The following is a 23809-nucleotide window of genomic DNA, read 5'->3' as shown; positions in this document are numbered from 1 at the left end:
ATCCGGATGATCAGGATCCTCGCAACCTGCCGCAAACCCCGCAGGCAGTTTAAACTGCGCCTTTGCGACCCTATTTGTCGCATTGCCGTAAACCCGGGCAAAACCTGTGTTTGCGCTATAAGAAGTTGTCGCTTGGCGGCAAGGCCGGGCTGAAAACTGTCCTTACAATCCTCACCAAGCTCGCCAGTTTCAGGCGAGCGTTTCTCTTCAGGAGACTCCGATGTCCGTTGAGCACGCTGCGGTAGAACGCGCCGATTTCGACCAGGTAATGGTTCCCAACTACGCGCCAGCCGCTTTCATTCCTGTGCGTGGTGCCGGTTCCCATGTTTGGGACCAGTCTGGCCGCGAGCTGATCGACTTCGCCGGCGGGATTGCCGTTAACGTATTGGGCCATGCGCATCCGGCGTTGGTCGCTGCATTGACCGAGCAAGCGAACAAGCTGTGGCACGTGTCCAACGTGTTCACCAATGAGCCGGCCTTGCGCCTGGCCCACAAGCTGGTCGACGCCACGTTTGCCGAGCGCGTGTTCTTCTGCAACTCTGGCGCCGAAGCCAACGAGGCCGCCTTCAAGCTGGCCCGTCGCGTGGCCCATGACCGTTTCGGTACCGAGAAGTACGAAATCGTTGCCGCGCTCAACAGCTTCCACGGCCGTACCCTGTTCACCGTGAACGTCGGTGGCCAGTCGAAGTACTCCGACGGCTTCGGTCCGAAGATCACCGGCATCACCCACGTGCCTTACAACGATCTGGCCGCGCTGAAAGCCGCTGTTTCCGACAAGACGTGCGCGGTGGTTCTGGAGCCGATCCAGGGCGAAGGCGGCGTACTGCCAGCCGAGCTGTCTTACCTGCAAGGTGCTCGTGAACTGTGCGACGCGCATAACGCGCTGCTGGTTTTCGACGAAGTTCAGACCGGCATGGGCCGCAGTGGCAAGCTGTTCGCCTATCAGCATTACGGTGTGACCCCGGACATCCTGACCAGCGCCAAGAGCCTGGGCGGCGGTTTCCCGATTGCAGCGATGCTGACCACTGAAGACCTGGCCAAGCACCTGGTCGTCGGCACCCACGGCACCACGTATGGCGGCAACCCGCTGGCGTGCGCTGTCGCTGAAGCGGTGATCGATGTGATCAACACGCCTGAAGTGCTGAACGGCGTCAACGCCAAGCACGACAAGTTCAAGACCCGTCTTGAGCAGATCGGCGAGAAGTACGGCCTCTTCACTGAAGTCCGCGGTCTGGGCCTGCTGCTCGGTTGCGTGCTGAGCGATGCGTGGAAAGGCAAGGCCAAAGACATCTTCAACGCCGCTGAGCGTGAAGGCCTGATGATTCTGCAAGCCGGCCCCGATGTGATTCGTTTCGCGCCAAGCCTGGTGGTTGAAGACGCCGATATCGACGCTGGCCTGGACCGTTTCGAACGCGCTGCGGCGAAACTGACGCAAGCCTGATAGTCCCTTCGACGCCTGATTATTCAGGCGTCGAACCTGATTTTTGTTCCAGGCTTGATCAACTGTGGGAGCGAGCCTGCTCGCGATGAGGGTCTGACAGCCAACATCCTTGTTGCCTGACCGGGCGCAATCGCGAGCAGGCTCGCTCCCACAGTGTCTCAATGCTCGGCCTGGATTATTTTTCCTCTGTGAATTTTTTCGAGAAAGGAGTGACACCATGCTGGTGATGCGCCCCGCGCAAATGGCTGATCTGGGCGAGGTACAGCGTCTGGCTGCGGACAGCCCGATTGGTGTCACTTCCTTGCCGGATGACGTTGAACGCCTGAGCGACAAGATCGCAGCGAGCGAAGCCTCGTTCGCCGCCGAAGTCAGCTTTAACGGTGAAGAGAGCTATTTCTTCGTCCTTGAAGACATGGCCACCGGCAAGCTGGTCGGCTGTTCGGCCATCGTTGCCTCGGCCGGTTATTCCGAGCCGTTCTACAGCTTTCGCAACGAAACGTTCGTGCATGCCTCCCGCGAGCTGAAGATTCACAACAAGATCCACGTGCTCTCCCAGTGCCACGACCTGACCGGCAACAGCTTGCTGACCAGTTTCTACGTGAAGCCGGAGTTGGTGGGTTCGCCTTGGGCGGAGCTCAATTCCCGTGGTCGTTTGCTGTTCGTGGCCAGTCACCCGGAACGCTTTGCCGATTCGGTGGTGACCGAGATCGTCGGTTACAGCGACGAAAACGGTGACTCGCCGTTCTGGGATGCCATCGGCCGCAACTTCTTCGACCTCAACTACGCCGCTGCCGAGCGTCTGTGTGGCCTGAAAAGCCGCACGTTCCTGGCCGAGCTGATGCCGCATTACCCGATCTACGTGCCATTGCTGCCGGACTCCGCCCAAGAGGCGATGGGCCAGGTGCATCCACGGGCGCAAATCACTTTCGACATCCTGATGCGCGAAGGCTTCGAGACCGATCACTACATCGACATTTTCGACGGTGGCCCGACTCTGCATGCCCGCGTCTCGGGGATCCGTTCGATCGCCCAGAGCCGTGTAGTCCCGGTGAAAATCGGTGAGCCGGTCAAGGGGGCCGGTCGTCAATACCTGGTGGCCAACGCCCAGTTGCAGGATTACCGCGCTGTGTTGCTTGAGCTCGATTACGCGCCGGGCAAACCCGTGACCCTGGATCTGGAAGCCGCCGAAGCCCTGGGCGTCGGCGAAGGTGCCAGCGTGCGCCTGGTGGCGGTTTAACGCCTGCTGCTATGCCTATAAAGAATGAATGCTTAGTAAAGCAGCGAGTTTCACGGGTGGCGTAAGTGGCCCGTTTGAGGAGATAGCATGATCGTTCGTCCCGTACGCAGCAGCGATTTACCCGCTCTGATCGACCTGGCCCGCAGCACCGGTACCGGCCTGACCACCTTGCCGGCCAACGAAGAGCGTCTGGCCCATCGGGTCGGCTGGGCCGAGAAGACCTTCCGCGGCGAAGCCGGGCGGGGTGACGCGGACTATCTGTTTGTGCTCGAAGACGACAATGGCCGTGTAGTGGGTATTTCCGCCATTGCCGGCGCCGTCGGCCTGCGTGAGCCCTGGTACAACTTCCGTGTCGGTCTGACCGTCAGCGCCTCGCAAGAGCTGAACATCTATCGCGAAATTCCGACGCTGTTCCTGGCCAATGACCTGACCGGCAACTCGGAACTGTGCTCGCTGTTCCTGCATGCAGATTTCCGCAACGGCCTCAACGGCCGCATGCTGGCCAAGGCCCGGATGTTGTTCATCGCCGAGTTCCCGCAACTGTTCGGCAACAAGATCATCGCCGAAATGCGCGGTGTGTCCGATGACGCCGGGCGTTCGCCGTTCTGGGAAAGCCTGGGTCGGCACTTCTTCAAGATGGAATTCAGCCAGGCCGATTACCTCACCGGCGTGGGCAACAAGGCGTTCATCGCCGAACTGATGCCGAAATTCCCGCTGTACACCTGCTTCCTGTCGCCAGATGCGCGCAACGTGATCGGCCAGGTTCACCCGGACACCGAGCCGGCCCTGTCGATGCTCAAGAGCGAAGGTTTCAGCTACCAAGGCTACGTCGACATCTTCGATGCCGGTCCTGCGGTGGAATGCGAAACCACCAAGATCCGCGCAGTGCGCGACAGCCAGGCGCTGGTGCTGGCCATCGGCACCCCGGGTGACGATGCCACGCCGTTCCTGATTCATAACCGCAAGCGCGAAGACTGCCGGATCACTGCCGCGCCAGCACGCTTCGCCGCCGGCACTTTGGTGGTCGATCCGCTGACCGCCAAACGTCTTCAACTCAACGCCGGCGATCAAGTGCGCGCCGTTCCGTTGTCCGCTGCTCGGGAGTCGAAATAATGAATTCGCTATACATCGCCGGTGAATGGCTGGCCGGTCAGGGTGAAAACTTTCAATCGGTAAACCCGGTGACCCAGCAAGTGCTGTGGGCGGGTGAAGGCGCCACGGTCGGTCAGGTCGAGTCGGCTGTGCAAGCTGCGCGTCAGGCGTTTCCGGGCTGGGCCCGTCGGACCCTGGAAGAACGCATCAGCGTACTGGAGGCCTTTGCCGCTGCGCTGAAGAATCATGCTGACGAGCTGGCTCGCACCATCGGCGAAGAAACCGGCAAACCCCTGTGGGAAGCGGCGACTGAAGTCACCAGCATGGTCAACAAGATTGCGATCTCGGTGCAGAGCTACCGCGAACGTACCGGCGAGAAGAGCGGCCCGCTGGGCGACGCCACTGCGGTGTTGCGCCACAAACCACACGGTGTGGTGGCGGTGTTCGGTCCTTACAACTTCCCCGGCCACTTGCCGAACGGTCACATCGTGCCGGCGTTGTTGGCCGGTAACAGCGTGCTGTTCAAGCCGAGCGAGCTGACCCCGAAAGTTGCCGAGCTGACGGTCAAGTGCTGGATCGAAGCCGGTCTGCCGGCCGGCGTGCTGAACCTGCTGCAAGGCGCTCGCGAAACCGGTATCGCCCTGGCGGCGAACCCGGGCATCGACGGTCTGTTCTTCACCGGTTCCAGCCGTACCGGCAATCATCTGCACCAGCAGTTTGCCGGTCGTCCGGACAAGATCCTCGCGCTGGAAATGGGCGGCAACAACCCATTGGTGGTGGATCAGGTCGCGGACCTCGATGCCGCTGTTTACACCATCATTCAGTCTGCATTCATTTCTGCCGGTCAGCGTTGCACCTGTGCCCGCCGCTTGCTGGTGCCGCAAGGCGCCTGGGGCGACACGCTGCTGGTGCGTCTGGTGGCGGTCAGCTCGACGATTGAAGTCGGTGCGTTCGATCAGCAACCAGCGCCGTTCATGGGCTCGGTGATTTCCCTCGGTGCTGCGAAAGCGCTGATGGATGCGCAAGAGCATCTGCTGGCCAACGGCGCGGTGGCGCTTTTGGAAATGACTCAGCCTCAAGCTCAGGCAGCCTTGCTGACCCCTGGCATTCTGGACGTGACGGCGGTTGCCGATCGCCCGGACGAAGAGCTGTTCGGTCCGCTGCTGCAAGTGATCCGCTACGCTGATTTTGAAGCGGCGATCGCCGAAGCCAACGACACCGACTATGGCCTGGCGGCCGGTCTGCTGTCGGATTCCGAAGCGCGTTATCAGCAGTTCTGGCTGGAAAGCCGCGCCGGTATCGTCAACTGGAACAAGCAGCTGACCGGTGCGGCGAGCAGCGCACCATTCGGTGGTGTCGGCGCATCGGGTAACCATCGCGCCAGCGCCTACTACGCCGCAGATTACTGCGCGTACCCGGTGGCCTCGCTGGAAACCCCGAACCTGACCTTGCCGACGGCGCTGACCCCAGGCGTGCGGATGTCGTAAGGCCCAATCGCGAGCAGGCTCGCTCCCACAAGGATTGCGCAAAACCTGTGGGAGCGAGCCTGCTCGCGATGGCCGCGACTCGGTCTAAAAGAACAGTTACCAGAAGCCTAAAAAAACAGATTCTCGTGGAGCCTCGCTGATGAAATCCTATGAAGTCAATTTTGACGGTCTAGTGGGGCCGACCCATAACTACGGCGGCCTGTCCTACGGCAACGTCGCGTCCCAGAGCAACAGCCAGCAGTCTTCGAACCCGAAGGAAGCCGCGCTGCAAGGTCTGGCGAAGATGAAAGCGCTGATGGAAATGGGCTTTCAGCAAGGCGTTTTGGCGCCCCAAGAGCGTCCGGACGTAGCCGCACTGCGCCGCCTGGGTTTCAGCGGTACCGATGCTCAGGTGATCGAGCGCGCCGCCAAAGAGGCCATGCCACTACTGGTTGCCAGTTGCTCGGCGTCAAGCATGTGGGTGGCCAACGCCGCCACGGTCAGCCCGAGCGCCGACACCGCGGATGGCCGCGTGCATTTCACCGCCGCCAACCTGAACTGCAAATACCACCGCAGCATCGAACACCCGACCACCAGTCGCGTACTGGGGGCGATGTTCGCCGATCAGAAGCACTTTGCTCACCACGCCGCGTTGCCGGCCGTGGCGCAGTTCGGTGACGAAGGCGCGGCCAACCACACCCGTTTCTGCCGTGACTATGGTGAAGCTGGCGTCGAGTTTTTCGTGTTCGGTCGCAGCGCGTTCGACACCCGTTACCCGAATCCGCAGAAGTACCCGGCACGCCAGACGCTCGAAGCGTCCCAGGCTGTCGCGCGTCTGCACGGTCTGAGCGATGACGGCGTGGTCTATGCCCAGCAGAACCCTTCGGTGATCGATCAGGGTGTGTTCCACAACGATGTGATCGCAGTGGGTAACGGCGAGGTGTTGTTCTATCACGAGGACGCCTTCCTCGACACCGAGCAGATGCTCGCTGAACTGCACGGCAAACTCGCAAAAACCGGTGGGAAATTTCAGTCGATCTGCGTACCGCGTTCCGCGGTCACCGTAGAAGACGCCGTTCGTTCCTACCTGTTCAATAGCCAGCTGCTGTCGCGTCCTGACGGCTCCATGCTGTTGATCGTGCCGGAAGAATGCCGTGGCAACGAGCGTGTCTGGCAGTACCTGCAAGGCCTGACCAGCTCTGGCGGCCTGATCCGCGAAGTAAAAGTTTTCGATCTCAAGCAGAGCATGCAGAACGGCGGTGGCCCGGCTTGCCTGCGGTTACGCGTCGCACTTAACGAAACCGAACTGGCGGCCGTCAACCAAGGAGTTATCATGACGGCACCGTTGTACGGCACGTTGACCGAATGGGTCGACAAGCACTACCGCGACCGCATGACCGAAAACGATCTCGCGGACCCGCAATTGCTGCTTGAGTGCCGGACGGCACTGGATGAACTGACGCAAATCCTTAAACTGGGCGCGGTTTATCCATTCCAGATCAATTGAAAGTCGGCGCATGAATTGAATGCGCCGCGCTATCTCCAGACGAGAGCGTAAAACATGAGCGATACCCTGCAGCTGATCCTTGAAGACACCGACGGCACGCAACTGGAAACTTCCTGCACCCGCGTCGCGGTCATGTGGCAAGGCAAAGAGCTGTGGATCCAGCAGGACGGCCGCGGCCAGTTGCTGATCGGCGTAGACGTCGAAGAAGGTGACGCGGAATACGCCAACCTGCTGCTGCGCCCATTGGCGACTAATCTGGTAAGTCTGCAACTGGAGATGGAACCGGCTGAAGTCGGTGATGATGAGGACCACGTACACGGCCCGGATTGCAATCACGACCACTAAGGAAACCGCTCTATGCTCGCCCTCGGCAAACTGCTTGAACTGACCCTCGCCGGCCGCGAACCGGCGGAGAAGACTCAACTGACTGTCGAAGGCGTGCGGATGCGCTGGTTGAGCGAAGGTGCGCTGGAAGTCCGGCCACCTGAAGCCCGCGACAATGGCCTGGACCTGCTGCTCTCGGCCGGCATCCATGGCAACGAAACAGCGCCGATCGAGCTGCTCGATCGCCTGTTGCATGACATCGCCCGCGGTGACTTGAAGCCGCGCGCACGTATTCTGTTCCTGTTCGGCAACCCCGAGGCTATCCGCCGCGGCGAGCGTTTTATCGAGCAGGACGTCAATCGGCTGTTCAACGGCCGTCACGAACAAACCAGCGGTTCCGAGGCCTTGCGCGCTTGTGAGCTGGAACGGCTGGCGGCGACTTTCTTCAGCCTACCGGACCGCAATCGCCTGCATTACGACCTGCACACGGCGATCCGTGGCTCGAAAATCGAGCAGTTCGCCCTGTACCCCTGGAAAGAAGGTCGTCAGCATTCACGCCTGGAACTGGCTCGCCTGCGCGCCGCCGGCATGGAGGCGGTGCTGTTGCAGAACAAGCCTTCCATCGTCTTCAGCTCCTACACCTACGACAAGCTCGATGCCGAGTCCTTCACCCTGGAATTGGGCAAGGCCCGGCCTTTCGGGCAGAACGACGGGGTCAACGTCAGCCTTCTTGAAACCCGCCTGAAGCAGATCATCGAAGGCACCGAGCCGCCAATGACCGACGAAGGGCTGGATGGCTTGCAGCTGTTCAGCGTCGCACGGGAAATTATCAAGCACAGCGATAGCTTCCGCCTGAACCTGCCGGCGGATATCGAAAACTTTTCGGAGTTGAAAGTGGGTTATGTGCTGGCCGAGGATATCGCCAATACCCGCTGGATCATCGAAGAGAAGGGCGCCCGGATCATCTTCCCGAACCCCAGGGTCAAGAACGGCCTGCGCGCCGGCATCCTGATCGTGCCGACCACCGCCGAAAACCTCGCCTGACCGCGATCTCAGGTCAGACATAAAACCCATGTGAGAGCGAGCCTGCTCGCGATAGCGGTGTGTCCGTCAACCTAGTCGTCGACTAACAGTCCGCCATCGCGAGCAGGCTCGCTCCCACAGTTGATTTGGGTGAAGCCAAAGACCTCACCCATGCCACAGGTTTTGTATTTAAACCGCTACCGCGCGTGGCTCACTACGACGCAACGCCCGCATCTTGTGCAATGTATCCGCACAAGTCTTCGCCGCTTCCTGACCTTTATGTACGAAATGTTCGAAGAAGAACTTCTGATGCTCTTCGCCGGCATGGAAGTGGTGCGGGGTCAAAACCACCGAGAACACCGGCACTTCAGTTTCCAGCTGAACCTGCATCAGGCCGCTGATCACAGACTGGGCAACGAATTCGTGGCGATAGATGCCGCCGTCGACCACCAGGCCCGCCGCGACGATGCCGGCATAACGACCGGACTTGGCCAGCAACTTGGCGTGCAGCGGAATTTCAAAGGCGCCGCCGACTTCGAAGAAATCGATGTCCGACTCTTGATAACCCTGAGCAATCATTTCGGCGACGAAGCCTTTACGGCTCTGATCAACGATTTCCTTGTGCCAGCAGGCCTGGATGAACGCGACGCGCTCGCCCTGATGGTTTTTGCTTTTGCTATCGATTGCGGTGGGTTGCATGTTCTGACTCCTGTTTGTGTGAAAAACAGGGCGTTATGGATCGAATGGGATTTAAGGGTACGCAGGCACAAGTGCCTACGGACGGCGCTCTGGTACAGAGCCTAGGCGGCGCCAATCCCGTTCTCTCTTCATCCGGACTATGACCGTCGGCCCCGGGATCACACCGGGTCTGCTGACCTTGCCGCCATCACAGCCATTGCCGTGCCTGCCGCCAAGCGCTCGCGGGCTATGCGCATTGCGCGCAATTACCGCCGGTGGGGAGTTACACCCCGCCCTGAGAACGTTTTGCCGCCAGGTTGTTTGGCGGCGAAGCGTTTTTAACACATATTTCCGGGGCGTGCATGGCCAATACCGATCAGTCAAGGTACGCAACTTGTGGGAGCGAGCCTGCTCGCGATGACGGCGGTACATTCAGCATTGATGCTGGCTGATCCGCCGTCATCGCGAGCAGGCTCGCTCCCACAGGGATTGAGTATTTTCGAAGGCATAAAGCGCCTTTTCCTCGTTCAAGGCTTGATTATTCGCCGACATGACCGCAGTAATTCCATCCTGAAAGGGATTTTCCCTGCTTACCGAGGCCAGATTCATGAGTGTTATCGATCTTCGCAGCGACACCGTCACCCAACCGACCGCAGGGATGCTCGACGCGATGGCCAATGCGGCCACCGGTGACGACGTTTATGGCGAAGATCCGACGGTCAACCGACTGGAAGCCGAGCTTGCAAATCAGTTGGGTTTTGCCGAGGCCCTGTTTGTCCCGACGGGCACCATGAGCAACTTGCTGGGCCTGATGGCCCACTGCGATCGCGGTGATGAATACATTGTCGGACAACAGGCTCACACCTATAAGTACGAAGGTGGTGGCGCGGCAGTGCTCGGCTCGATCCAGCCGCAGCCGCTGGAAGTGCAGGCCGATGGTTCGCTGGACCTGACGCAGGTCGCCGCTGCAATCAAACCGGATGACTTCCACTTCGCCCGCACCCGTTTGCTGGCGCTGGAAAACACCATGCAGGGCAAGGTTTTGCCGCTGGAGTATCTGGCCCGGGCACGCCGCTTCACTCGTGAAAACGGCCTGGCGCTGCATCTGGATGGTGCGCGGCTTTACAACGCGGCGGTCAAGTTGGGTGTCGACGCCCGGGAGATCACTCAGCATTTCGATTCGGTTTCGGTCTGTCTGTCCAAAGGCCTGGGCGCACCGATTGGTTCGGTGCTATGCGGCTCGGTCGAGTTGATTGCCAAGGCGCAACGTCTGCGCAAGATGGTCGGCGGCGGCATGCGCCAGGCCGGGATTCTTGCCGCGGCGGGGCTCTATGCGCTGGATAACAATATTCAGCGCTTGGGCGATGACCATGCCAACGCGGAAAAGCTGGCCGAAGGCCTGCGGGCGGCGGGCTATGAGGTCGAGCCGGTGCAGACCAACATGGTTTATGTGCAGATGGGCGACAAGGCTGAAGCGATCAAGGCCTTTGCCGCGACACGCGGGATCAAACTCAGCGCTGCCGGTCGTCTGCGAATGGTTACGCACATGGACGTCAGTCGTGCGCAAATCGAGCAAGTCGTCGCCACATTTGCCGACTTTTCTCACAACTGACCGTGTTAGCCGTCCAATTGACGGCTTGTAACGTACAAACACACTGTACCTAGTCACTAACGCCGATATAATGCGGCCCTTTGCCGTCGCTTCGTCTGTTGACGTTTCGCACAGGCCTTTGGCCGCAGCCTCCGTGGAAGAACCTAATGAAAAGCGCAGAAATCCGTGAAGCCTTCCTTCGCTTCTTCGAAGAGCAAGGCCACACCCGTGTAGCCTCCAGCTCTTTGATTCCGGGCAACGACCCAACCCTGCTGTTCACTAACGCGGGGATGAACCAGTTCAAGGACTGCTTTCTGGGCCAGGAAAAGCGCGCGTACACCCGCGCTGTAAGCAGCCAGAAATGCGTGCGCGCCGGCGGCAAGCACAACGACCTGGAAAACGTCGGTTATACCGCCCGTCACCATACCTTCTTCGAAATGCTGGGTAACTTCAGCTTCGGTGATTATTTCAAGCGTGACGCCATCACCTACGCCTGGAACTTCCTGACCTCCGAGAAGTGGCTGAACCTGCCAAAAGAAAAGCTCTGGGTCACCGTCTACGCCAGCGATGACGAGGCGTACGACATCTGGACCAAAGACATCGGCGTGCCAGCCGAGCGCATGGTTCGCATCGGCGACAACAAAGGCGCGCCGTACGCGTCCGATAACTTCTGGACCATGGGCGATACCGGCCCGTGCGGTCCTTGCACCGAGATTTTCTATGATCACGGCGCCGACATCTGGGGTGGCCCACCGGGCTCGCCGGAAGAAGACGGCGACCGTTACATCGAGATCTGGAACAACGTGTTCATGCAGTTCAACCGCACCGCCGATGGCGTGTTGCACCCGTTGCCAGCGCCGTCGGTGGACACCGGCATGGGGCTGGAGCGGATCAGTGCCGTGCTGCAGCACGTTCACTCGAACTATGAAATCGACCTGTTCCAGAGCCTGCTGACCGCATCGGCCAAAGCCATCGGTTGCACCAACGACGCTCAGGCGTCGCTGAAAGTCGTGGCTGACCACATTCGTTCGTGCGGCTTCCTGGTTGCCGATGGCGTGCTGCCGTCCAACGAAGGTCGCGGTTATGTGCTGCGCCGGATCATTCGTCGCGCTTGCCGTCACGGCAACAAACTGGGCGCCAAGGGCAGCTTCTTCTACCAGATCGTTGCGGCCCTGGTCGCCGAGATGGGCGAAGCGTTCCCTGAGCTGAAATCCCAACAGGCGCACATCGAGCGCGTCCTGAAAGCTGAAGAAGAGCAATTCGCCAAGACCCTGGAGCAGGGCCTGAAGATCCTCGAGCAGGATCTGGCCGAACTCAAAGGCGACGTGGTGCCGGGCGACGTGGTGTTCAAGCTTTACGACACTTACGGTTTCCCGATGGACCTGACCGGCGACATCGCTCGCGAGCGCAGCCTGACCATCGACGAAGAAGGCTTCGAGCGCGAAATGGAAGCCCAGCGCGTCCGTGCCCGCTCCGCCAGTTCCTTCGGCATGGACTACAACAGCCTGGTCAAGGTTGATGTGGCCACCGAATTCACCGGCTATGAAGCGACTAAAGGTTCGGCCAAAGTTGTGGCCCTCTATAAAGAAGGGCAATCGGTCGACGTATTAAGTGAAGGCGAAGAGGGCGTGGTCGTTCTCAATCAGACCCCGTTCTATGCTGAATCGGGCGGTCAGATTGGCGACTGCGGCTTCCTGCAAGCCGGTGCTTCGCGCTTTGACGTGCGCGACACCACCAAGACCGGCGGCGCGTTCCTGCATCACGGTGTGTTGGCATCGGGCAGCCTGATCGTGGGTGCTCCGGTGGAGGCTCATGTCGATGCCGAAGTGCGTCACGCGACTTCGCTGAACCACTCCGCCACTCACTTGCTGCACGCCGCATTGCGCCAGGTACTGGGCGAGCACGTTCAGCAGAAAGGCTCGTTGGTCGACAGTCAGCGTCTACGCTTTGACTTCAGCCACTTCGAAGCGATCAAGCCTGAGCAGTTGAAGGCACTGGAAGACATCGTCAACGCTGAGATTCGCAAGAATTCCCTGGTTGAAACCGAAGAAACCGACATCGAAACCGCCAAGCAGAAAGGCGCCATGGCGCTGTTCGGCGAGAAGTACGGCGACAGTGTTCGCGTGCTGAGCATGGGCGGCGATTTCTCCGTCGAGCTGTGCGGCGGTATTCACGCCAACCGTACCGGCGACATTGGCCTGCTGAAAATCATCAGCGAAGGCGGTGTCGCTTCCGGTGTGCGTCGTATCGAAGCCGTGACCGGCGCAGCAGCGCTGGCCTACTTGAATGCGGCTGAAGAACAACTCAAGGAAGCGGCCAACCTGGTCAAGGGCAGCCGCGATAACCTGATCGACAAGCTGTCGGCTGTGCTGGAGCGCAACCGTCTGCTGGAGAAGCAACTCGAGCAGTTGCAGGCCAAGGCGGCCAGCGCGGCGGGCGACGATCTGTCGGCTTCTGCCCTGGACGTCAAAGGCGTGAAAGTGCTGGCCGTGCGTCTGGACGGGCAGGATGGCAAGGCGCTGCTGGCGCTGGTCGATCAGCTGAAAAACAAACTCGGCCGCGCAGTGATCCTGCTCGGCAGTGTCCATGAGGAAAAGGTCGTTCTGGTTGCAGGCGTGACCAAAGACCTGACTGGCCAACTCAAAGCCGGTGATTTGATGAAGCAGGCTGCTGCGGCAGTGGGCGGGAAGGGCGGTGGTCGTCCAGACATGGCGCAGGGCGGTGGTACTGACGCTGGCGCACTGGATGCCGCATTGGCCCTGACTGTGCCATTTGTAGAGCAGGGTTTATAAGGCAGTGTGTCTGGCCCGCGGTCTAGTGGCGGGCCAGAACGCTGTTTGAGTGATTATTGGGCGCCCTTCATGGGCAGAGGCGGCTTTGAAATGGCTTTGATCGTACAGAAATTTGGAGGCACCTCAGTCGGCACTGTCGAGAGAATCGAGCAGGTCGCCGACAAGGTTAAGAAATTCCGCGATGCGGGCGATGACCTGGTGGTTGTGCTGTCTGCAATGAGCGGCGAAACCAACCGTCTGATCGATCTGGCCAAGCAAATCAGTGGCGACGGTCAGCCGGTTCCCCGCGAACTGGATGTGATCGTTTCCACCGGTGAGCAGGTGACGATTGCACTGTTGGCCATGGCGCTGATCAAGCGCGGCGTGCCTGCGGTGTCGTACACCGGCAATCAGGTACGGATTCTGACGGATAGCGCACACAATAAAGCGCGTATCTTGCAGATTGATGACCAGAAGATTCGCGGTGACCTGAAGGCCGGTCGCGTGGTGGTTGTCGCCGGTTTCCAGGGCGTCGACGAGCACGGCAATATCACCACGCTCGGTCGTGGCGGTTCCGATACCACCGGCGTGGCGCTGGCGGCAGCCCTGAAGGCTGACGAATGCCAGATCTACACCGACGTCGACGGCGTCTACACCACCGACCCGCGTGTGGTGTCCGTGGCTCAGCGCCTGGACAAGATCACCTTTGAAGAGATGCTGGAAATGGCCAGCCTCGGTTCCAAGGTGTTGCAGATCCGTGCGGTGGAATTCGCCGGCAAGTACAACGTTCCGCTGCGCGTACTGCACAGCTTCAAGGAGGGTCCGGGCACCCTCATTACTATTGATGAAGAGGAAACCATGGAACAGCCGATCATTTCCGGCATCGCTTTCAATCGCGATGAAGCCAAGCTGACCATCCGTGGCGTGCCAGACACCCCGGGCGTGGCGTTCAAGATTCTCGGCCCGATCAGTGCCGCGAACATCGAAGTCGACATGATCGTGCAGAACGTTGCGCACGATAACACCACCGACTTCACCTTCACCGTGCATCGCAATGACTACCAGGCGGCGCAAACCGTGCTGGAAAACACCGCTCGCGAGATCGGTGCCCGTGAAGTCGTTGGCGACACCAAGATTGCCAAGGTCTCGATCGTCGGCGTCGGCATGCGCTCCCATGCAGGTGTGGCCAGCCGTATGTTCGAATCCCTGGCGAAAGAGAGCATCAACATCCAGATGATCTCGACGTCGGAAATCAAGGTGTCCGTGGTGATCGAAGAGAAGTACCTGGAACTGGCTGTGCGCGCTCTGCACACGGCTTTCGAACTGGATGCGCCGGCCCGCCAGGGCGAGTAATGCGTTTCCCGAAGGGCGCGGTCTGACCGCGCCCTTTGTTTTTTTGAATGGCGCGGCCCAAAGCTGTTCTTTTGCCCGCGCTAGTCAATACTCAGGCATGTAGGGCTGCGATCGTTCTGGTTGTAGGTCGAATGCCTTTTTTTTGCAGACTGTTGTCCCTGAAATGAAATGCGTGAGGAGAAAGGTATGCTGATTCTGACTCGTCGGTGCGCAGAAAGCCTGATTATTGGTGATGGCGAAATCACTGTGACCGTGCTCGGCGTTAAAGGAAATCAAGTGCGTATCGGTGTCAACGCCCCGAAAGAGGTTGCTGTGCATCGTGAAGAAATTTACCTGCGTATAAAGAAAGAGAAGGACGAAGAACCAAGCCATTAATTTTTATCGTTTTTTATGTTTGCAAACGGGGAAAAGGTTGGTTAAGATACGCCCCGTGTTGCGGAGAGCTGGCCGAGTGGCCGAAGGCGCTCCCCTGCTAAGGGAGTACACCTCAAAAGGGTGTCGGGGGTTCGAATCCCCCGTTCTCCGCCATTATTTGCGTAGTACGTTGTAATCTGGCTTCTTCGGTAAGTTGTTGAAATTACTAGAAAAAGTGCTTTACAAAAAGATTCAACGGCCTATAATGCGCGGCAACAAATGCACTCGTAGCTCAGCTGGATAGAGTACTCGGCTACGAACCGAGCGGTCACAGGTTCGAATCCTGTCGAGTGCACCATTTAAGAGTTGTTTGCAGTAATGTGAATAACTTGGCTTCAACCAGTTGTGATCTGGTATAAAAACACAAATGCACTCGTAGCTCAGCTGGATAGAGTACTCGGCTACGAACCGAGCGGTCACAGGTTCGAATCCTGTCGAGTGCACCAAACACCAAAAAGCCCGCGTTTAACGCGGGCTTTTTGCCGTCTGCGATTTGGCTTTTCCTTTGGTACAACCTTTCTCGTCGAACTCGATATGAGCACTGCGCCCTCGCTTGTTGTCGTAGCGGTAGCTTGTGGCTGAATTGCGGGTGCTGATCTTGTCGGGTTTGCCCAGAGCGCTTTCGACGTCCTGCTGACTCATGCCGGCAACGACCCGCTGGTTGATGATTGCTATGCGGCGTTCCTTCGCGCTGAGCAGATTTCCACATTTGCCCTCGGACTGACCAACGATCGTCGGCTCTCTCCTTTGGTATTTCGTACCAGGTGTTTCGCGCAGCTCGGCTTCTGGTATCAGGGGTGTCGCGCTGCCCGGCAAAAACGTGCGTACGTCCTGAAGTGAGAGGCTTTCTCCGGCCGTGCAGCTCAAGGTCGTGAAGGTGATGTGCCCATTGGTGGCTTCGCACCGGTGAACGGTCGTGGCGAGCACCTGAGACGGCAGGCAGAGCAGGGCGGCAAGTAAATAACGAGCAATCGATGGCATTCGACGTCCTCCATGATGGTCTCCATCAAGGGTAGTCATTACATTTTCAGGCGGCAGTGTGTTTTCTTTTCAGGATAAGTCGTCGCAGTTTCATGGATCAGGATGGTGCTCAACTTTGTCTCGCAAGCACTTGTTTCAGCCGCGATTTTTTAACGTTTAAAACCGTCAGGCGGTGTTATCATTGCGCCCGTCAGCCCCGCCGGGGCTTGTGGAATACCTCCATGGACTTACCCAGTAGTTACTCAGTACCCCGTTTCTACAATCATGAATTGACTGATTGATCCTTCCGGCGTGCCCCGCTGCTGGGAGTGGAGTTCGCCTATGTCTGAAGTTGAAGTAAAGAAAACGCAGGAAAGCTTGCAGGACCGCCTCGCTCAAGTCGTTGAGCTGCTGCAGCGCCAGCGGGTGGTCGAAGACCTGACTCATCGCCAGGAAGGTCCGCATCACGACCGGGTCGAGAACCTGGTTCACCGGCAAAATCTCGTCGAGTTGCAACGCAAGCTCGATGATCTGCACTCCGCCGACGTTGCCTACATCCTTGAAGCCTTGCCGCTGGACGATCGCCTGACGGTCTGGCAATTGGTCAAGGCCGATCGCGACGGCGACATTCTGCTCGAAGTATCTGATTCGGTTCGTGAAACCCTGATCGCCGACATGGATGATCACGAGCTCCTGGCGGCGGCCAAGGATATGGATGCCGACGAACTCGCTGACCTGGCCTCCGAGCTGCCGCGAGATGTCGTCCACGAGCTGATGGAAACCCTCGATGGACAACAGCGTGAGCGCGTCCGCTCCGCGTTGTCCTATGACGAGGATCAGGTCGGTGCGCTGATGGACTTCGAGATGGTGACCATCCGTGAGGATGTCAGTCTCGAAGTGGTTTTGCGTTACCTGCGCCGTCTCAAGGAGCTGCCGGGCCACACTGACAAACTGTTCGTGGTCGATTACGATGGCGTGCTCAAGGGCGTGTTGCCGATCAAGCGTCTGCTGGTCAACGACCCGGAAAAGCAAGTGTCGGAAGTCATGGCCAGCGACCCGGTGAGTTTTCATCCGGACGAAGACGCTTACGAGGCCGCTCAAGCATTCGAACGTTACGACTTGATCTCGGCCCCAGTGGTCGACAAGAACGGCAAGCTGATCGGCCGTCTGACCATCGATGAAATGGTCGACCTGATTCGTGAAGAGAGCGAAAACGAAGTTCTCAACATGGCGGGTCTGCGTGAAGAAGAAGATATTTTCGCGTCAGTCTGGAAATCCCTGCGCAACCGTTGGGCCTGGCTGGCGGTGAACCTGATCACTGCGTTCATTGCATCGCGGGTGATCGGCCTGTTCGAAGGCTCTATCGAGAAACTGGTAGCACTTGCGGCATTGATGCCGATTGTTGCCGGTATCGGTGGCAACTCGGGTAACCAGACGATCACCATGATCGTTCGGGCCATGGCGCTGGACCAGGTCAGTACCGGCAATACGTCGCGGCTGATGCGCAAGGAGTTGGCGGTCGGCTTGATCAATGGTCTGGTCTGGGGCGGCGTAATTGGTGTGGTGGCCTATCTGCTTTATGGCAGTTGGTCACTGGGCGTGGTGATGACCGCCGCCATGACGCTTAACCTGTTGCTTGCGGCATTGATGGGGGTCTTGATTCCGATGACCCTGGCGCGGCTTGGACGCGACCCGGCAATGGGTGCCAGTGTGATGATCACTGCCATGACCGACAGCGGTGGCTTTTTCATCTTCCTCGGGCTGGCGACGATTTTCCTGCTTTAACATCCTGCTTCAAAAAACAACCCGCCTGATCGGCGGGTTTTTTTTAGCCAAATTTCAGGCAAAAAAAAGCCAGCAATTACGCTGGCTTGAGCTTTCGGGATGAATCAGGAAGCGTCTGCGGCCATTTCGGCGTCATGGGCAATCAGCGAAACCAGAGCGTTTTGCTGACGGTGGGAGAGTTGGCGGAAGCGTTGCAGCAGTTCGCGTTCATGCAATGACAGCTCGGGGCTGTCCAGGCGCATGCTCAATTCTTCACCCAACGCGCCTTCCTGAATAAGGCTCTGCTCAAGGCGCGCGATGATTTCGGAGTTCATGCTGCGATGATGATTGCGAGCCACTTCGGCAATGCGTTCACGCATTCCGTCTGGCAGACGTACGACGAACTTGTCAGCCGTACGGCTGGAATAAATTGCCTGTTTCAATGGGCGCATATATTTAACCGGTTAGTTCAGGGGAGCGGTTCTCGGGATAGGCCGCAGGATGTCAGATAGGACAAGCACTCCGACCAAATGTTCAACCTGAATTGATAGAGGCGCGCATCATGCCTCAAATTAGCCAGATCATTGGCGCCAATTCTGTGACAAATATTGATCTGGGTAAAGGCTTAATGCCAGCACCTCTTACCAGAAATGCGGACTGGTTTGAAAATAATCCATGAGTCCGTATCGCTGACCGCGTCCTCTTGCCCGACAGGTGATGCCCGAAGACGCCTGAAGGTGCATGCTATGCGGATTCGATCCTTGTTCCTTACCTTATACAGGATAGTGGCAAATGGCCGATTTACTAGTGTGTGCACGTGGCGCGGGATGATTTAAGGATGGATGGCAGGCTGATTTATTTAATGGGGCCTTCGGGGGCCGGCAAGGACAGCCTCATCGAAGCCGCTCGCGAGCCGTTGCGCGCAGGCAATTGTGAAGTCGTGCGCCGCGTTATCACGCGCTCGGCAGAGTCCGTGGGTGAAGACGCCATTGAGGTTTCCCGCGAAGAGTTCGAGCGACGCAGAGCCAAAGGAGATTTTGCGCTGTCGTGGCAAGCCAATGGGCTGAATTACGGTATTCCAGTGCGCATAGACCAATGGCTCGCGGAGGGTCGCGATGTTTTGATCAACGGTTCTCGCGGGCACCTGGCAGAAGCGCAACAGCGTTATCCCACGCTATTGCCGGTGCTGTTGACGGTGAAGGATGAAGCCCTGCGCGAGCGTCTGCTACGGCGGGGGCGTGAGAGCCCGGCAGAAATTGAAGCAAGACTGCACCGTAATGCGCTGTTTACGGCTGATGATTCAATCGGTGATATGCAGATCCGCCGACTCGATAACTCCGGCGACCTTGCCGGCACCGTTGCCAATCTTCTGAAGCTGCTGAGCCTCAGCGCAATACCGGATCGAACTTGATTTTGCGCCCGGCGATCAGCGCCAGCATGAACAGCGCACCGAACACGCCGCAAGCAATCAGGGGCAGGGTGACGACCGTGTCCTGGACCAATGACAGATGAAGGATGCCACTCAGTAAAGCGAGGATGAAAAATCCTGCGGCTGATTTGGACATGCTGTGCTCCTGATGGGGTGATTCAAAATACCAAGCGTTCGAAAGACTGTGTGCGCAGCTGAATAGTCTCCTGGCTCACCTCTTGGCTGACAAAACCGCGTTGATCGCTCACGACTGCCAACTGCGGCGTTTTTTGCAGTTGCAGGTAATGGGGGATGCGTTGAGCAATCGTCGCCACGTCGTTTTCGGGGAAGAAATGAAAACCCATCAGAACCGCCAAAGCGACCGCATTTGCGACTAACAGAGCGCTGTTCATGGGGCTGACCTCCTGTGTTCAGTGAGAACAGCCCAAGCAGCCCGCATGCCAAAAGTTTAACGGCTATTAAATTCTTTAAAAACAATGAATTAAGATATTTTTGCAAAATGCCCGCATTGCATTTTGCAATGATGGCATTTTGCAGTGATGCAATTTGCACGGTAAACAAAGCCACGCTACCGTGAGGCGTCTGCCTACACTTAAAAAGCCCTACGGACGACATGACAAAAGCGGGCCTGCCCGTTAACATGCACGCCGTCTATCGCACCGCATTCCTTTGCGGGTGACTTGTGTCTCAGTAGCTCAATTGGATAGAGCATCCCCCTCCTAAGGGGAAGGTTGGCAGTTCGAACCTGCCCTGGGACACCATATAGTTGAAAGCCCCACGCAGAGTGATCTGGTGGGGCTTTTTTGTGGCTGTCTGCAGCGGTGGATTCAACTCCAGCCCAACATCACGCCGTCAGCGTATGGTCCGCCTCCCCGAACCAGGTACGCACCAGATCGGTACCGCTCGTGCCCGTGTTGGCAAGGACCGCCACATCGGCGAAGTTCGTACCATTGGCTGCGCCATCGGCATCCACCTTCACGGTGATGTCGCTGCCGGACTGCGCCAGTTGGACAAAGTCGGACACTTGGCTACTGCCGCTAACGAAGTTGGCGTTGAGCAGTGCGGAGAGGTCGACGGTGTCACCTTCGGCGAAGCTGTAGTCGAGAATATGGTCGCCGCCTTCATTCACGTTGAGGTAGGCGAACACATCGGCTCCCGCGCCACCGCTGAGCGTGTCCTCCCCGCCACGACCCACGATGATGTCGTTGCCATCACTACCACTGAGTACGTCCGCCTCCATGCTACCCACCAGTGTGCCGCTGGATTCGCCGTTGTAACTGACAGTAGTACCGGCCTCGCCGCCGTCGGTGGCCTGGAAGTCATCCACAGTGTAGTGCCCCAGCAGGTTCACCTCGGCCCGGTGTACGCCGTCGTCCACCGTCAGCAGGCCGCCGGCGCCAGAGGCGTTGGCGCTGTAGCTGAGCTGGGTGTTGGCCCCGAAGGCGAGATCGCCGAAGGTCAGCATGTCATCGCTTTCCAGACCGAGAATGCCGACCAGAGAGCCCGCCGCTTCTGCTTGTGCGATCACCAGCGTGCCCGCGCCTTCGCCGTGGAAGGCGACAGACCCGTGTGCTGCGCCGGAAAAGGTCAGTGTCGCGTCGCCGTCGATGGTGGCGCTGCCGTCGCCCATCACGTCGGCCAGCAGGCGCAGGTCGCCACCGTTGGCCCATAAGTGGCCGGAGTTGTCGACCGCACTGGCGACCGTCATGCCACCTTCACCCGTGGACTCCAGCACCCCGCTGTTGGTGATGGTGTGGCTGCCGGTGTCGAGCACCAGGCTGTTCAGCCCGCTGGCCAGGATCAGCCCCGCATTGACCAGTACCAGCTGCCCGGCGCCCAACTGGCCGGCGCCGGAAATGCGGTTGTCGACGTTGGTCAGCACGGTGTCGGCGCTGCCGCCGAAAATCACATTTTGCGCGCTGTCGGATAGCAGTACCTGGCCGCCACCGGTCAAGGTCGCGCCACGGAACAGAATCTCGAGATTGGTCTCGCTCCCGGTGGAGCCGAGTTCGATGGTGCCGCTGTTATGAATGCTGCCACCGAACGGCATGATCGCGCCGTCGGCAATGGTGAGGGTACCGGTATTGGTCATGACCGGGTCCGCATCGAACTGGAAGTTCGCTTCACTCAAGTCCGCCGCATCGACACCTTTAAGGGTGACCGACTGGCCGGAGCCGATGCTGACCAGCGCATTGCCGTTGGCGTCGTTAGTGATACTCAAATCAGCAAAACCGTTGATGCCCGTGAAGCCGATCAAGTCGATCTTGTCTGCCGTGATATCGAAACTGTGGATCTGGTTGTTGCCGATCGGCTGGGCGAAGACGAAAGTATCGGCACCGGACGAGCCAGTCAGGTTGTCGTCAGCGGACAAGGCGAAGATCGGCGCGCCGGGTGCATAGACTTCGATGTTGTTGAACACATAGGCGCTACCGTCGCTGCCGTCGCTGTTGCTCCAGTACATGTTGACATCAAGCACCAACGCTCCCGCGAAGTCGCTTGGGGTTGTCACAGTCAATGCGCCAGGATCGCTGGTCTGCACGGTCCAGGTGCCGTCGCCGTTGTCGGTTCCCGCATTGAATATCCATCCCGAGGGAACACCGCTGATTGACACGGTTATCGGGCCGCTAATATCGGCCGATGGAGTATTGAGGGCTAGATGGATGGGTTCGCCGGCAACGCCTGCTGGAAGGATTGCGCTGCTCCCGGCAGCACCAGGATTACCTGCCAGGTCGGTGTAGCTGTTTGCGGTAACATCGATTTTCACGCCACCGGATTGTGTTCTAGTCAGCGTCGCCGTGTAGGTATCGCCGTCTACCTGCGTGAAGTTACTCCAGGTTCCGCGGGGCGTTCCGCTCGTTGTAGTTACCGTGACGTCCGAAAGGTTGAAACCGCTCACAACCTCACTGAACTGGAATGTGACCGTAGACGTTGAACCGTTCGAACCCCCTAAGGCAGTCCCCGTCACTGTCACCGTCGGTGCCACGGTATCAACCGGAGTTTCAACTACGTTCTGCACATTCACCGTAATTGTCTGGGTGTCGGTTCCGCCATTGCCGTCCGCCACCAGAACGTCCACAACATAGGCGTTGTCACCGTCAGCACCACCGACATCCTGGGCATTCTCGTAATCCGGCGCCGAATTGAACGTCAGCACCCCGCTTGAACTGATCGAGAACTTGCTGAAGTCCGTCCCCGCCGTATTCAGGATCGAGTAGCTCAGGGTTTGCGCCGGAAGATCAGCGTCGGTCGCCGTCACTGTCGTGACCGCCGTGGTGTTCTCCGCCACGTTGACCGAAGCCGTCGCACCACCACCGTTGGAGGTGATCACCGGGCTGTTGTCATTGACGCCCGTCACGCTCACCGCGAGCGCCTGGTCGTCAAACAGCGTGCCGTCCGATGCCCGCACAATCACGTCATAGACGTTGTTCGTTCCCGAATCGGTCGGGGCCTCGAAATTGGGTGCAGAGATAAAGCTCAATGCGCCCGTGCCTGAAACGATCGAGAACTTCGCGGCATCCGCTCCGCCGACGATGCTGTAGCTCAGGGTTTGCGCCGGAAGATCGGCATCGGTCGCCGCCACGGTCGTGACTGTCGTGGTGTTCTCCGCCACGCTGACCGAAGCGGTCGCACCACCGCCGTTGGAGGTGATTGTCGGGGTGTTGTCGTTGACTCCCGTCACGGTCACTGCAATCGTCTGGTCGTCAAACAGCGTGCCGTCCGATGCCCGCACGATGACGTCATAGACGTTGTTCGTTCCTGAATCAGTTGGCGCCTCAAAGTTGGGCGCAGAAACAAAGCTCAGCGCGCCTGTGCCTGAAACGATCGAGAACTTCGCGGCATCCGCTCCGCCAACGATGCTGTAGCTCAGGGTTTGCGCTGGCAGATCGGCATCGGTCGCCGCCACTGTCGTGACCACCGTGGTGTTCTCCGCCACGCTGACCGAAGCCGTCGCACCACCGCCGTTGGAGGTGATTGTCGGCGAGTCGTTGCTGCCGTTGATGGTCGTCGTTACCGCAGTCGCGGTGCCGTCGGCACTGAGTACCGTGAAGGTGTCGGTCAGGCTGTCGCCGACATTAAGCGCGTCGAAGGCCGAGTTGGCGGTATAGCTCCAGTTGCCCGCGGCATCGATGGCGAAGGTTCCGTTGGCGCCGGCGGTACCGGATTGGGCCTGGAAGGTTGCGGCGCTGTCGACGTCGCTGATGGTGAGGGTGCCAGCCGTGGTCAGCGGGGCATTGGTTTCGGTCAGCGTGACGCTGGCCGAGGACAGCACGGCGGCGTCGTTGCTGCCGTTGATAGTGACCGTCACCGCGGTCGCGGTGCCGTCGGCACTGAGTACCGTGAAGGTGTCGGTCAGGCTGTCGCCGACATTCAGTGTGTCGAAGGCTGAGTTGGCGGTATAGCTCCAGTTACCCGCGGTATTGATGGCGAAGGTCCCGTTGGTGCCGTCGGTGCCGGATTGGGCCTGGAAGGTTTCCGGGCTGTCGACGTCGCTGATGGTCAGGCTGCCATTGGTGTTCAGCGGCGCATTGGTTTCGGTCAGGTTGGCAACATCGGCGGACAACACGGCGGCATCGTTGCTGCCGAGGATATGCACGGTGACCGAGGTGACGGTGCCGTCGGCACTGCTCACGGCGAAGGTGTCGGTGTAGGTGGTGCCGGCGACGAACTCGTTGTGCGCACTATCGGCGACATAGCTCCAGGCACCGTCAGTGCCGATGGAGAACTGGCCATAGGTGCCGGTGTTGGCCTGGGCGACGAA

At 58.9% G+C, this 23809-nt stretch carries 19 protein-coding genes, 4 tRNA genes and 1 riboswitch; of the genes, 17 read left to right on the top strand and 6 right to left on the bottom strand.

Annotated elements, in window-relative coordinates; translation table 11 throughout:
- Positions 1-220 precede the first annotated feature (220 nt).
- The 7 genes from BK662_RS28740 (at position 221) to astE (ending at position 8111) form a co-directional block, all read left to right on the top strand.
- Positions 221-1441, top strand: coding sequence for an aspartate aminotransferase family protein (locus tag BK662_RS28740; protein ID WP_123360336.1), 1221 nt, complete (start codon positions 221-223; stop codon positions 1439-1441).
- Between the two features lie 217 nt (positions 1442-1658).
- Positions 1659-2678: an arginine/ornithine succinyltransferase subunit alpha gene (gene aruF / locus BK662_RS28735; protein WP_123360335.1), complete on the top strand. Its 1020-nt coding sequence runs from the start codon at positions 1659-1661 to the stop codon at positions 2676-2678.
- Positions 2679-2765: 87 nt separating this feature from the next.
- Positions 2766-3791, top strand: a complete 1026-nt coding sequence (locus tag BK662_RS28730; RefSeq protein WP_123360334.1) for an arginine N-succinyltransferase subunit beta — start codon at positions 2766-2768, stop codon at positions 3789-3791.
- Entirely contained in the window at positions 3788-5257 is a 1470-nt protein-coding gene (gene astD, locus BK662_RS28725; RefSeq protein WP_185047208.1) for a succinylglutamate-semialdehyde dehydrogenase, read from the top strand. The genes BK662_RS28730 and astD overlap by 4 nt, the downstream gene beginning before the upstream one ends.
- Positions 5258-5396: 139 nt before the next feature.
- Positions 5397-6743, top strand: a complete 1347-nt coding sequence (astB, locus tag BK662_RS28720; protein ID WP_123360332.1) for an N-succinylarginine dihydrolase — start codon at positions 5397-5399, stop codon at positions 6741-6743.
- 54 nt (positions 6744-6797) lie between these two features.
- A complete protein-coding gene (locus tag BK662_RS28715; protein ID WP_030131779.1) occupies positions 6798-7088 on the top strand; it encodes a hypothetical protein in 291 nt (96 codons plus the stop codon).
- A 12-nt stretch (positions 7089-7100) separates the two neighbouring features.
- Positions 7101-8111 (top strand): succinylglutamate desuccinylase, encoded by a 1011-nt coding sequence (gene astE, locus BK662_RS28710; protein ID WP_123360331.1) that lies wholly within the window; start codon positions 7101-7103, stop codon positions 8109-8111.
- A 168-nt stretch (positions 8112-8279) separates the two neighbouring features.
- Here astE and BK662_RS28705 read toward each other — a convergent pair whose 3' ends face one another.
- On the bottom strand, positions 8280-8789 hold the full coding sequence (locus BK662_RS28705) for a 6,7-dimethyl-8-ribityllumazine synthase (RefSeq protein ID WP_008071834.1): 510 nt from the start codon (positions 8787-8789) through the stop codon (positions 8280-8282).
- A gap of 115 nt (positions 8790-8904) precedes the next feature.
- Positions 8905-9075, bottom strand: a riboswitch (FMN riboswitch).
- A gap of 300 nt (positions 9076-9375) precedes the next feature.
- Between BK662_RS28705 and ltaE the strand changes: the two genes are divergently transcribed.
- The 7 genes from ltaE (at position 9376) to BK662_RS28670 (ending at position 15343) form a co-directional block, all read left to right on the top strand.
- Positions 9376-10380, top strand: coding sequence for a low-specificity L-threonine aldolase (ltaE, locus tag BK662_RS28700; RefSeq protein WP_123360330.1), 1005 nt, complete (start codon positions 9376-9378; stop codon positions 10378-10380).
- Positions 10381-10526: 146 nt separating this feature from the next.
- Entirely contained in the window at positions 10527-13151 is a 2625-nt protein-coding gene (gene alaS, locus BK662_RS28695; RefSeq protein WP_123360329.1) for an alanine--tRNA ligase, read from the top strand.
- 90 nt (positions 13152-13241) lie between these two features.
- Positions 13242-14483: an aspartate kinase gene (locus tag BK662_RS28690; protein ID WP_105346344.1), complete on the top strand. Its 1242-nt coding sequence runs from the start codon at positions 13242-13244 to the stop codon at positions 14481-14483.
- A 186-nt stretch (positions 14484-14669) separates the two neighbouring features.
- Positions 14670-14858, top strand: a complete 189-nt coding sequence (gene csrA / locus BK662_RS28685; protein ID WP_002554426.1) for a carbon storage regulator CsrA — start codon at positions 14670-14672, stop codon at positions 14856-14858.
- 62 nt (positions 14859-14920) lie between these two features.
- Positions 14921-15011: transfer RNA gene (locus BK662_RS28680), tRNA-Ser, on the top strand.
- A 107-nt stretch (positions 15012-15118) separates the two neighbouring features.
- Positions 15119-15195, top strand: a tRNA-Arg gene (locus tag BK662_RS28675).
- Positions 15196-15266: 71 nt separating this feature from the next.
- Positions 15267-15343, top strand: a tRNA-Arg gene (locus tag BK662_RS28670).
- Between the two features lie 19 nt (positions 15344-15362).
- On the opposite strand, the gene BK662_RS28665 is transcribed toward BK662_RS28670, so the two are convergent.
- Positions 15363-15878 carry a cell envelope protein SmpA gene (locus BK662_RS28665; protein ID WP_123360328.1) on the bottom strand — a complete coding sequence of 172 codons (516 nt, stop codon included), beginning with the start codon at positions 15876-15878 and terminating at the stop codon, positions 15363-15365.
- A gap of 321 nt (positions 15879-16199) precedes the next feature.
- On the opposite strand from BK662_RS28665, the gene mgtE reads away from it, so the two are divergent.
- Positions 16200-17642 carry a magnesium transporter gene (gene mgtE / locus BK662_RS28660; protein ID WP_123360327.1) on the top strand — a complete coding sequence of 481 codons (1443 nt, stop codon included), beginning with the start codon at positions 16200-16202 and terminating at the stop codon, positions 17640-17642.
- Between the two features lie 104 nt (positions 17643-17746).
- On the opposite strand, the gene BK662_RS28655 is transcribed toward mgtE, so the two are convergent.
- The gene (locus BK662_RS28655) at positions 17747-18073 is read right to left on the bottom strand and encodes an Arc family DNA-binding protein (RefSeq protein WP_003178899.1); all 327 of its coding nucleotides are present in this window, start codon (positions 18071-18073) and stop codon (positions 17747-17749) included.
- Positions 18074-18459: 386 nt separating this feature from the next.
- Between BK662_RS28655 and phnN the strand changes: the two genes are divergently transcribed.
- Positions 18460-19032 carry a phosphonate metabolism protein/1,5-bisphosphokinase (PRPP-forming) PhnN gene (phnN, locus tag BK662_RS28650; RefSeq protein WP_123360326.1) on the top strand — a complete coding sequence of 191 codons (573 nt, stop codon included), beginning with the start codon at positions 18460-18462 and terminating at the stop codon, positions 19030-19032.
- Here the strand turns inward: phnN and BK662_RS28645 are convergent.
- Both BK662_RS28645 and BK662_RS28640 read right to left on the bottom strand, forming a co-directional pair.
- The gene (locus BK662_RS28645; RefSeq protein WP_123360325.1) at positions 19007-19186 is read right to left on the bottom strand and encodes a PA3371 family protein; all 180 of its coding nucleotides are present in this window, start codon (positions 19184-19186) and stop codon (positions 19007-19009) included. The two genes, phnN and BK662_RS28645, sit on opposite strands and share 26 nt — an antisense overlap.
- 22 nt (positions 19187-19208) lie before the next feature.
- The gene (locus BK662_RS28640; RefSeq protein ID WP_123360324.1) at positions 19209-19442 is read right to left on the bottom strand and encodes a hypothetical protein; all 234 of its coding nucleotides are present in this window, start codon (positions 19440-19442) and stop codon (positions 19209-19211) included.
- Positions 19443-19734: 292 nt separating this feature from the next.
- On the opposite strand from BK662_RS28640, the gene BK662_RS28630 reads away from it, so the two are divergent.
- Positions 19735-19811 (top strand) — tRNA-Arg (locus BK662_RS28630).
- 83 nt (positions 19812-19894) lie between these two features.
- Here the strand turns inward: BK662_RS28630 and BK662_RS28625 are convergent.
- On the bottom strand, positions 19895-23809 hold a 3915-nt coding region (locus BK662_RS28625; protein ID WP_123360323.1), incomplete at its 5' end, for a VCBS domain-containing protein.

Source organism: Pseudomonas frederiksbergensis (genome assembly GCF_003732275.1).
Lineage (GTDB): Bacteria > Pseudomonadota > Gammaproteobacteria > Pseudomonadales > Pseudomonadaceae > Aquipseudomonas > Aquipseudomonas frederiksbergensis_H.
This window is presented reverse-complemented; position numbering and strand designations above follow the sequence as displayed.

Coding starts and splice junctions, on each gene's coding strand:
- BK662_RS28665 (WP_123360328.1), bottom strand. CDS start 15,878: ATGCCATCGATTGCTCGTTATTTACTTGCCGCCCTGCTCTGCCTGCCG.
- alaS (WP_123360329.1), top strand. CDS start 10,527: ATGAAAAGCGCAGAAATCCGTGAAGCCTTCCTTCGCTTCTTCGAAGAG.
- astE (WP_123360331.1), top strand. CDS start 7,101: ATGCTCGCCCTCGGCAAACTGCTTGAACTGACCCTCGCCGGCCGCGAA.
- BK662_RS28740 (WP_123360336.1), top strand. CDS start 221: ATGTCCGTTGAGCACGCTGCGGTAGAACGCGCCGATTTCGACCAGGTA.
- BK662_RS28730 (WP_123360334.1), top strand. CDS start 2,766: ATGATCGTTCGTCCCGTACGCAGCAGCGATTTACCCGCTCTGATCGAC.
- phnN (WP_123360326.1), top strand. CDS start 18,460: ATGGATGGCAGGCTGATTTATTTAATGGGGCCTTCGGGGGCCGGCAAG.
- BK662_RS28645 (WP_123360325.1), bottom strand. CDS start 19,186: ATGTCCAAATCAGCCGCAGGATTTTTCATCCTCGCTTTACTGAGTGGC.
- astB (WP_123360332.1), top strand. CDS start 5,397: ATGAAATCCTATGAAGTCAATTTTGACGGTCTAGTGGGGCCGACCCAT.
- mgtE (WP_123360327.1), top strand. CDS start 16,200: ATGTCTGAAGTTGAAGTAAAGAAAACGCAGGAAAGCTTGCAGGACCGC.
- BK662_RS28640 (WP_123360324.1), bottom strand. CDS start 19,442: ATGAACAGCGCTCTGTTAGTCGCAAATGCGGTCGCTTTGGCGGTTCTG.
- BK662_RS28715 (WP_030131779.1), top strand. CDS start 6,798: ATGAGCGATACCCTGCAGCTGATCCTTGAAGACACCGACGGCACGCAA.
- BK662_RS28690 (WP_105346344.1), top strand. CDS start 13,242: ATGGCTTTGATCGTACAGAAATTTGGAGGCACCTCAGTCGGCACTGTC.
- csrA (WP_002554426.1), top strand. CDS start 14,670: ATGCTGATTCTGACTCGTCGGTGCGCAGAAAGCCTGATTATTGGTGAT.
- BK662_RS28705 (WP_008071834.1), bottom strand. CDS start 8,789: ATGCAACCCACCGCAATCGATAGCAAAAGCAAAAACCATCAGGGCGAG.
- ltaE (WP_123360330.1), top strand. CDS start 9,376: ATGAGTGTTATCGATCTTCGCAGCGACACCGTCACCCAACCGACCGCA.
- BK662_RS28655 (WP_003178899.1), bottom strand. CDS start 18,073: ATGCGCCCATTGAAACAGGCAATTTATTCCAGCCGTACGGCTGACAAG.
- aruF (WP_123360335.1), top strand. CDS start 1,659: ATGCTGGTGATGCGCCCCGCGCAAATGGCTGATCTGGGCGAGGTACAG.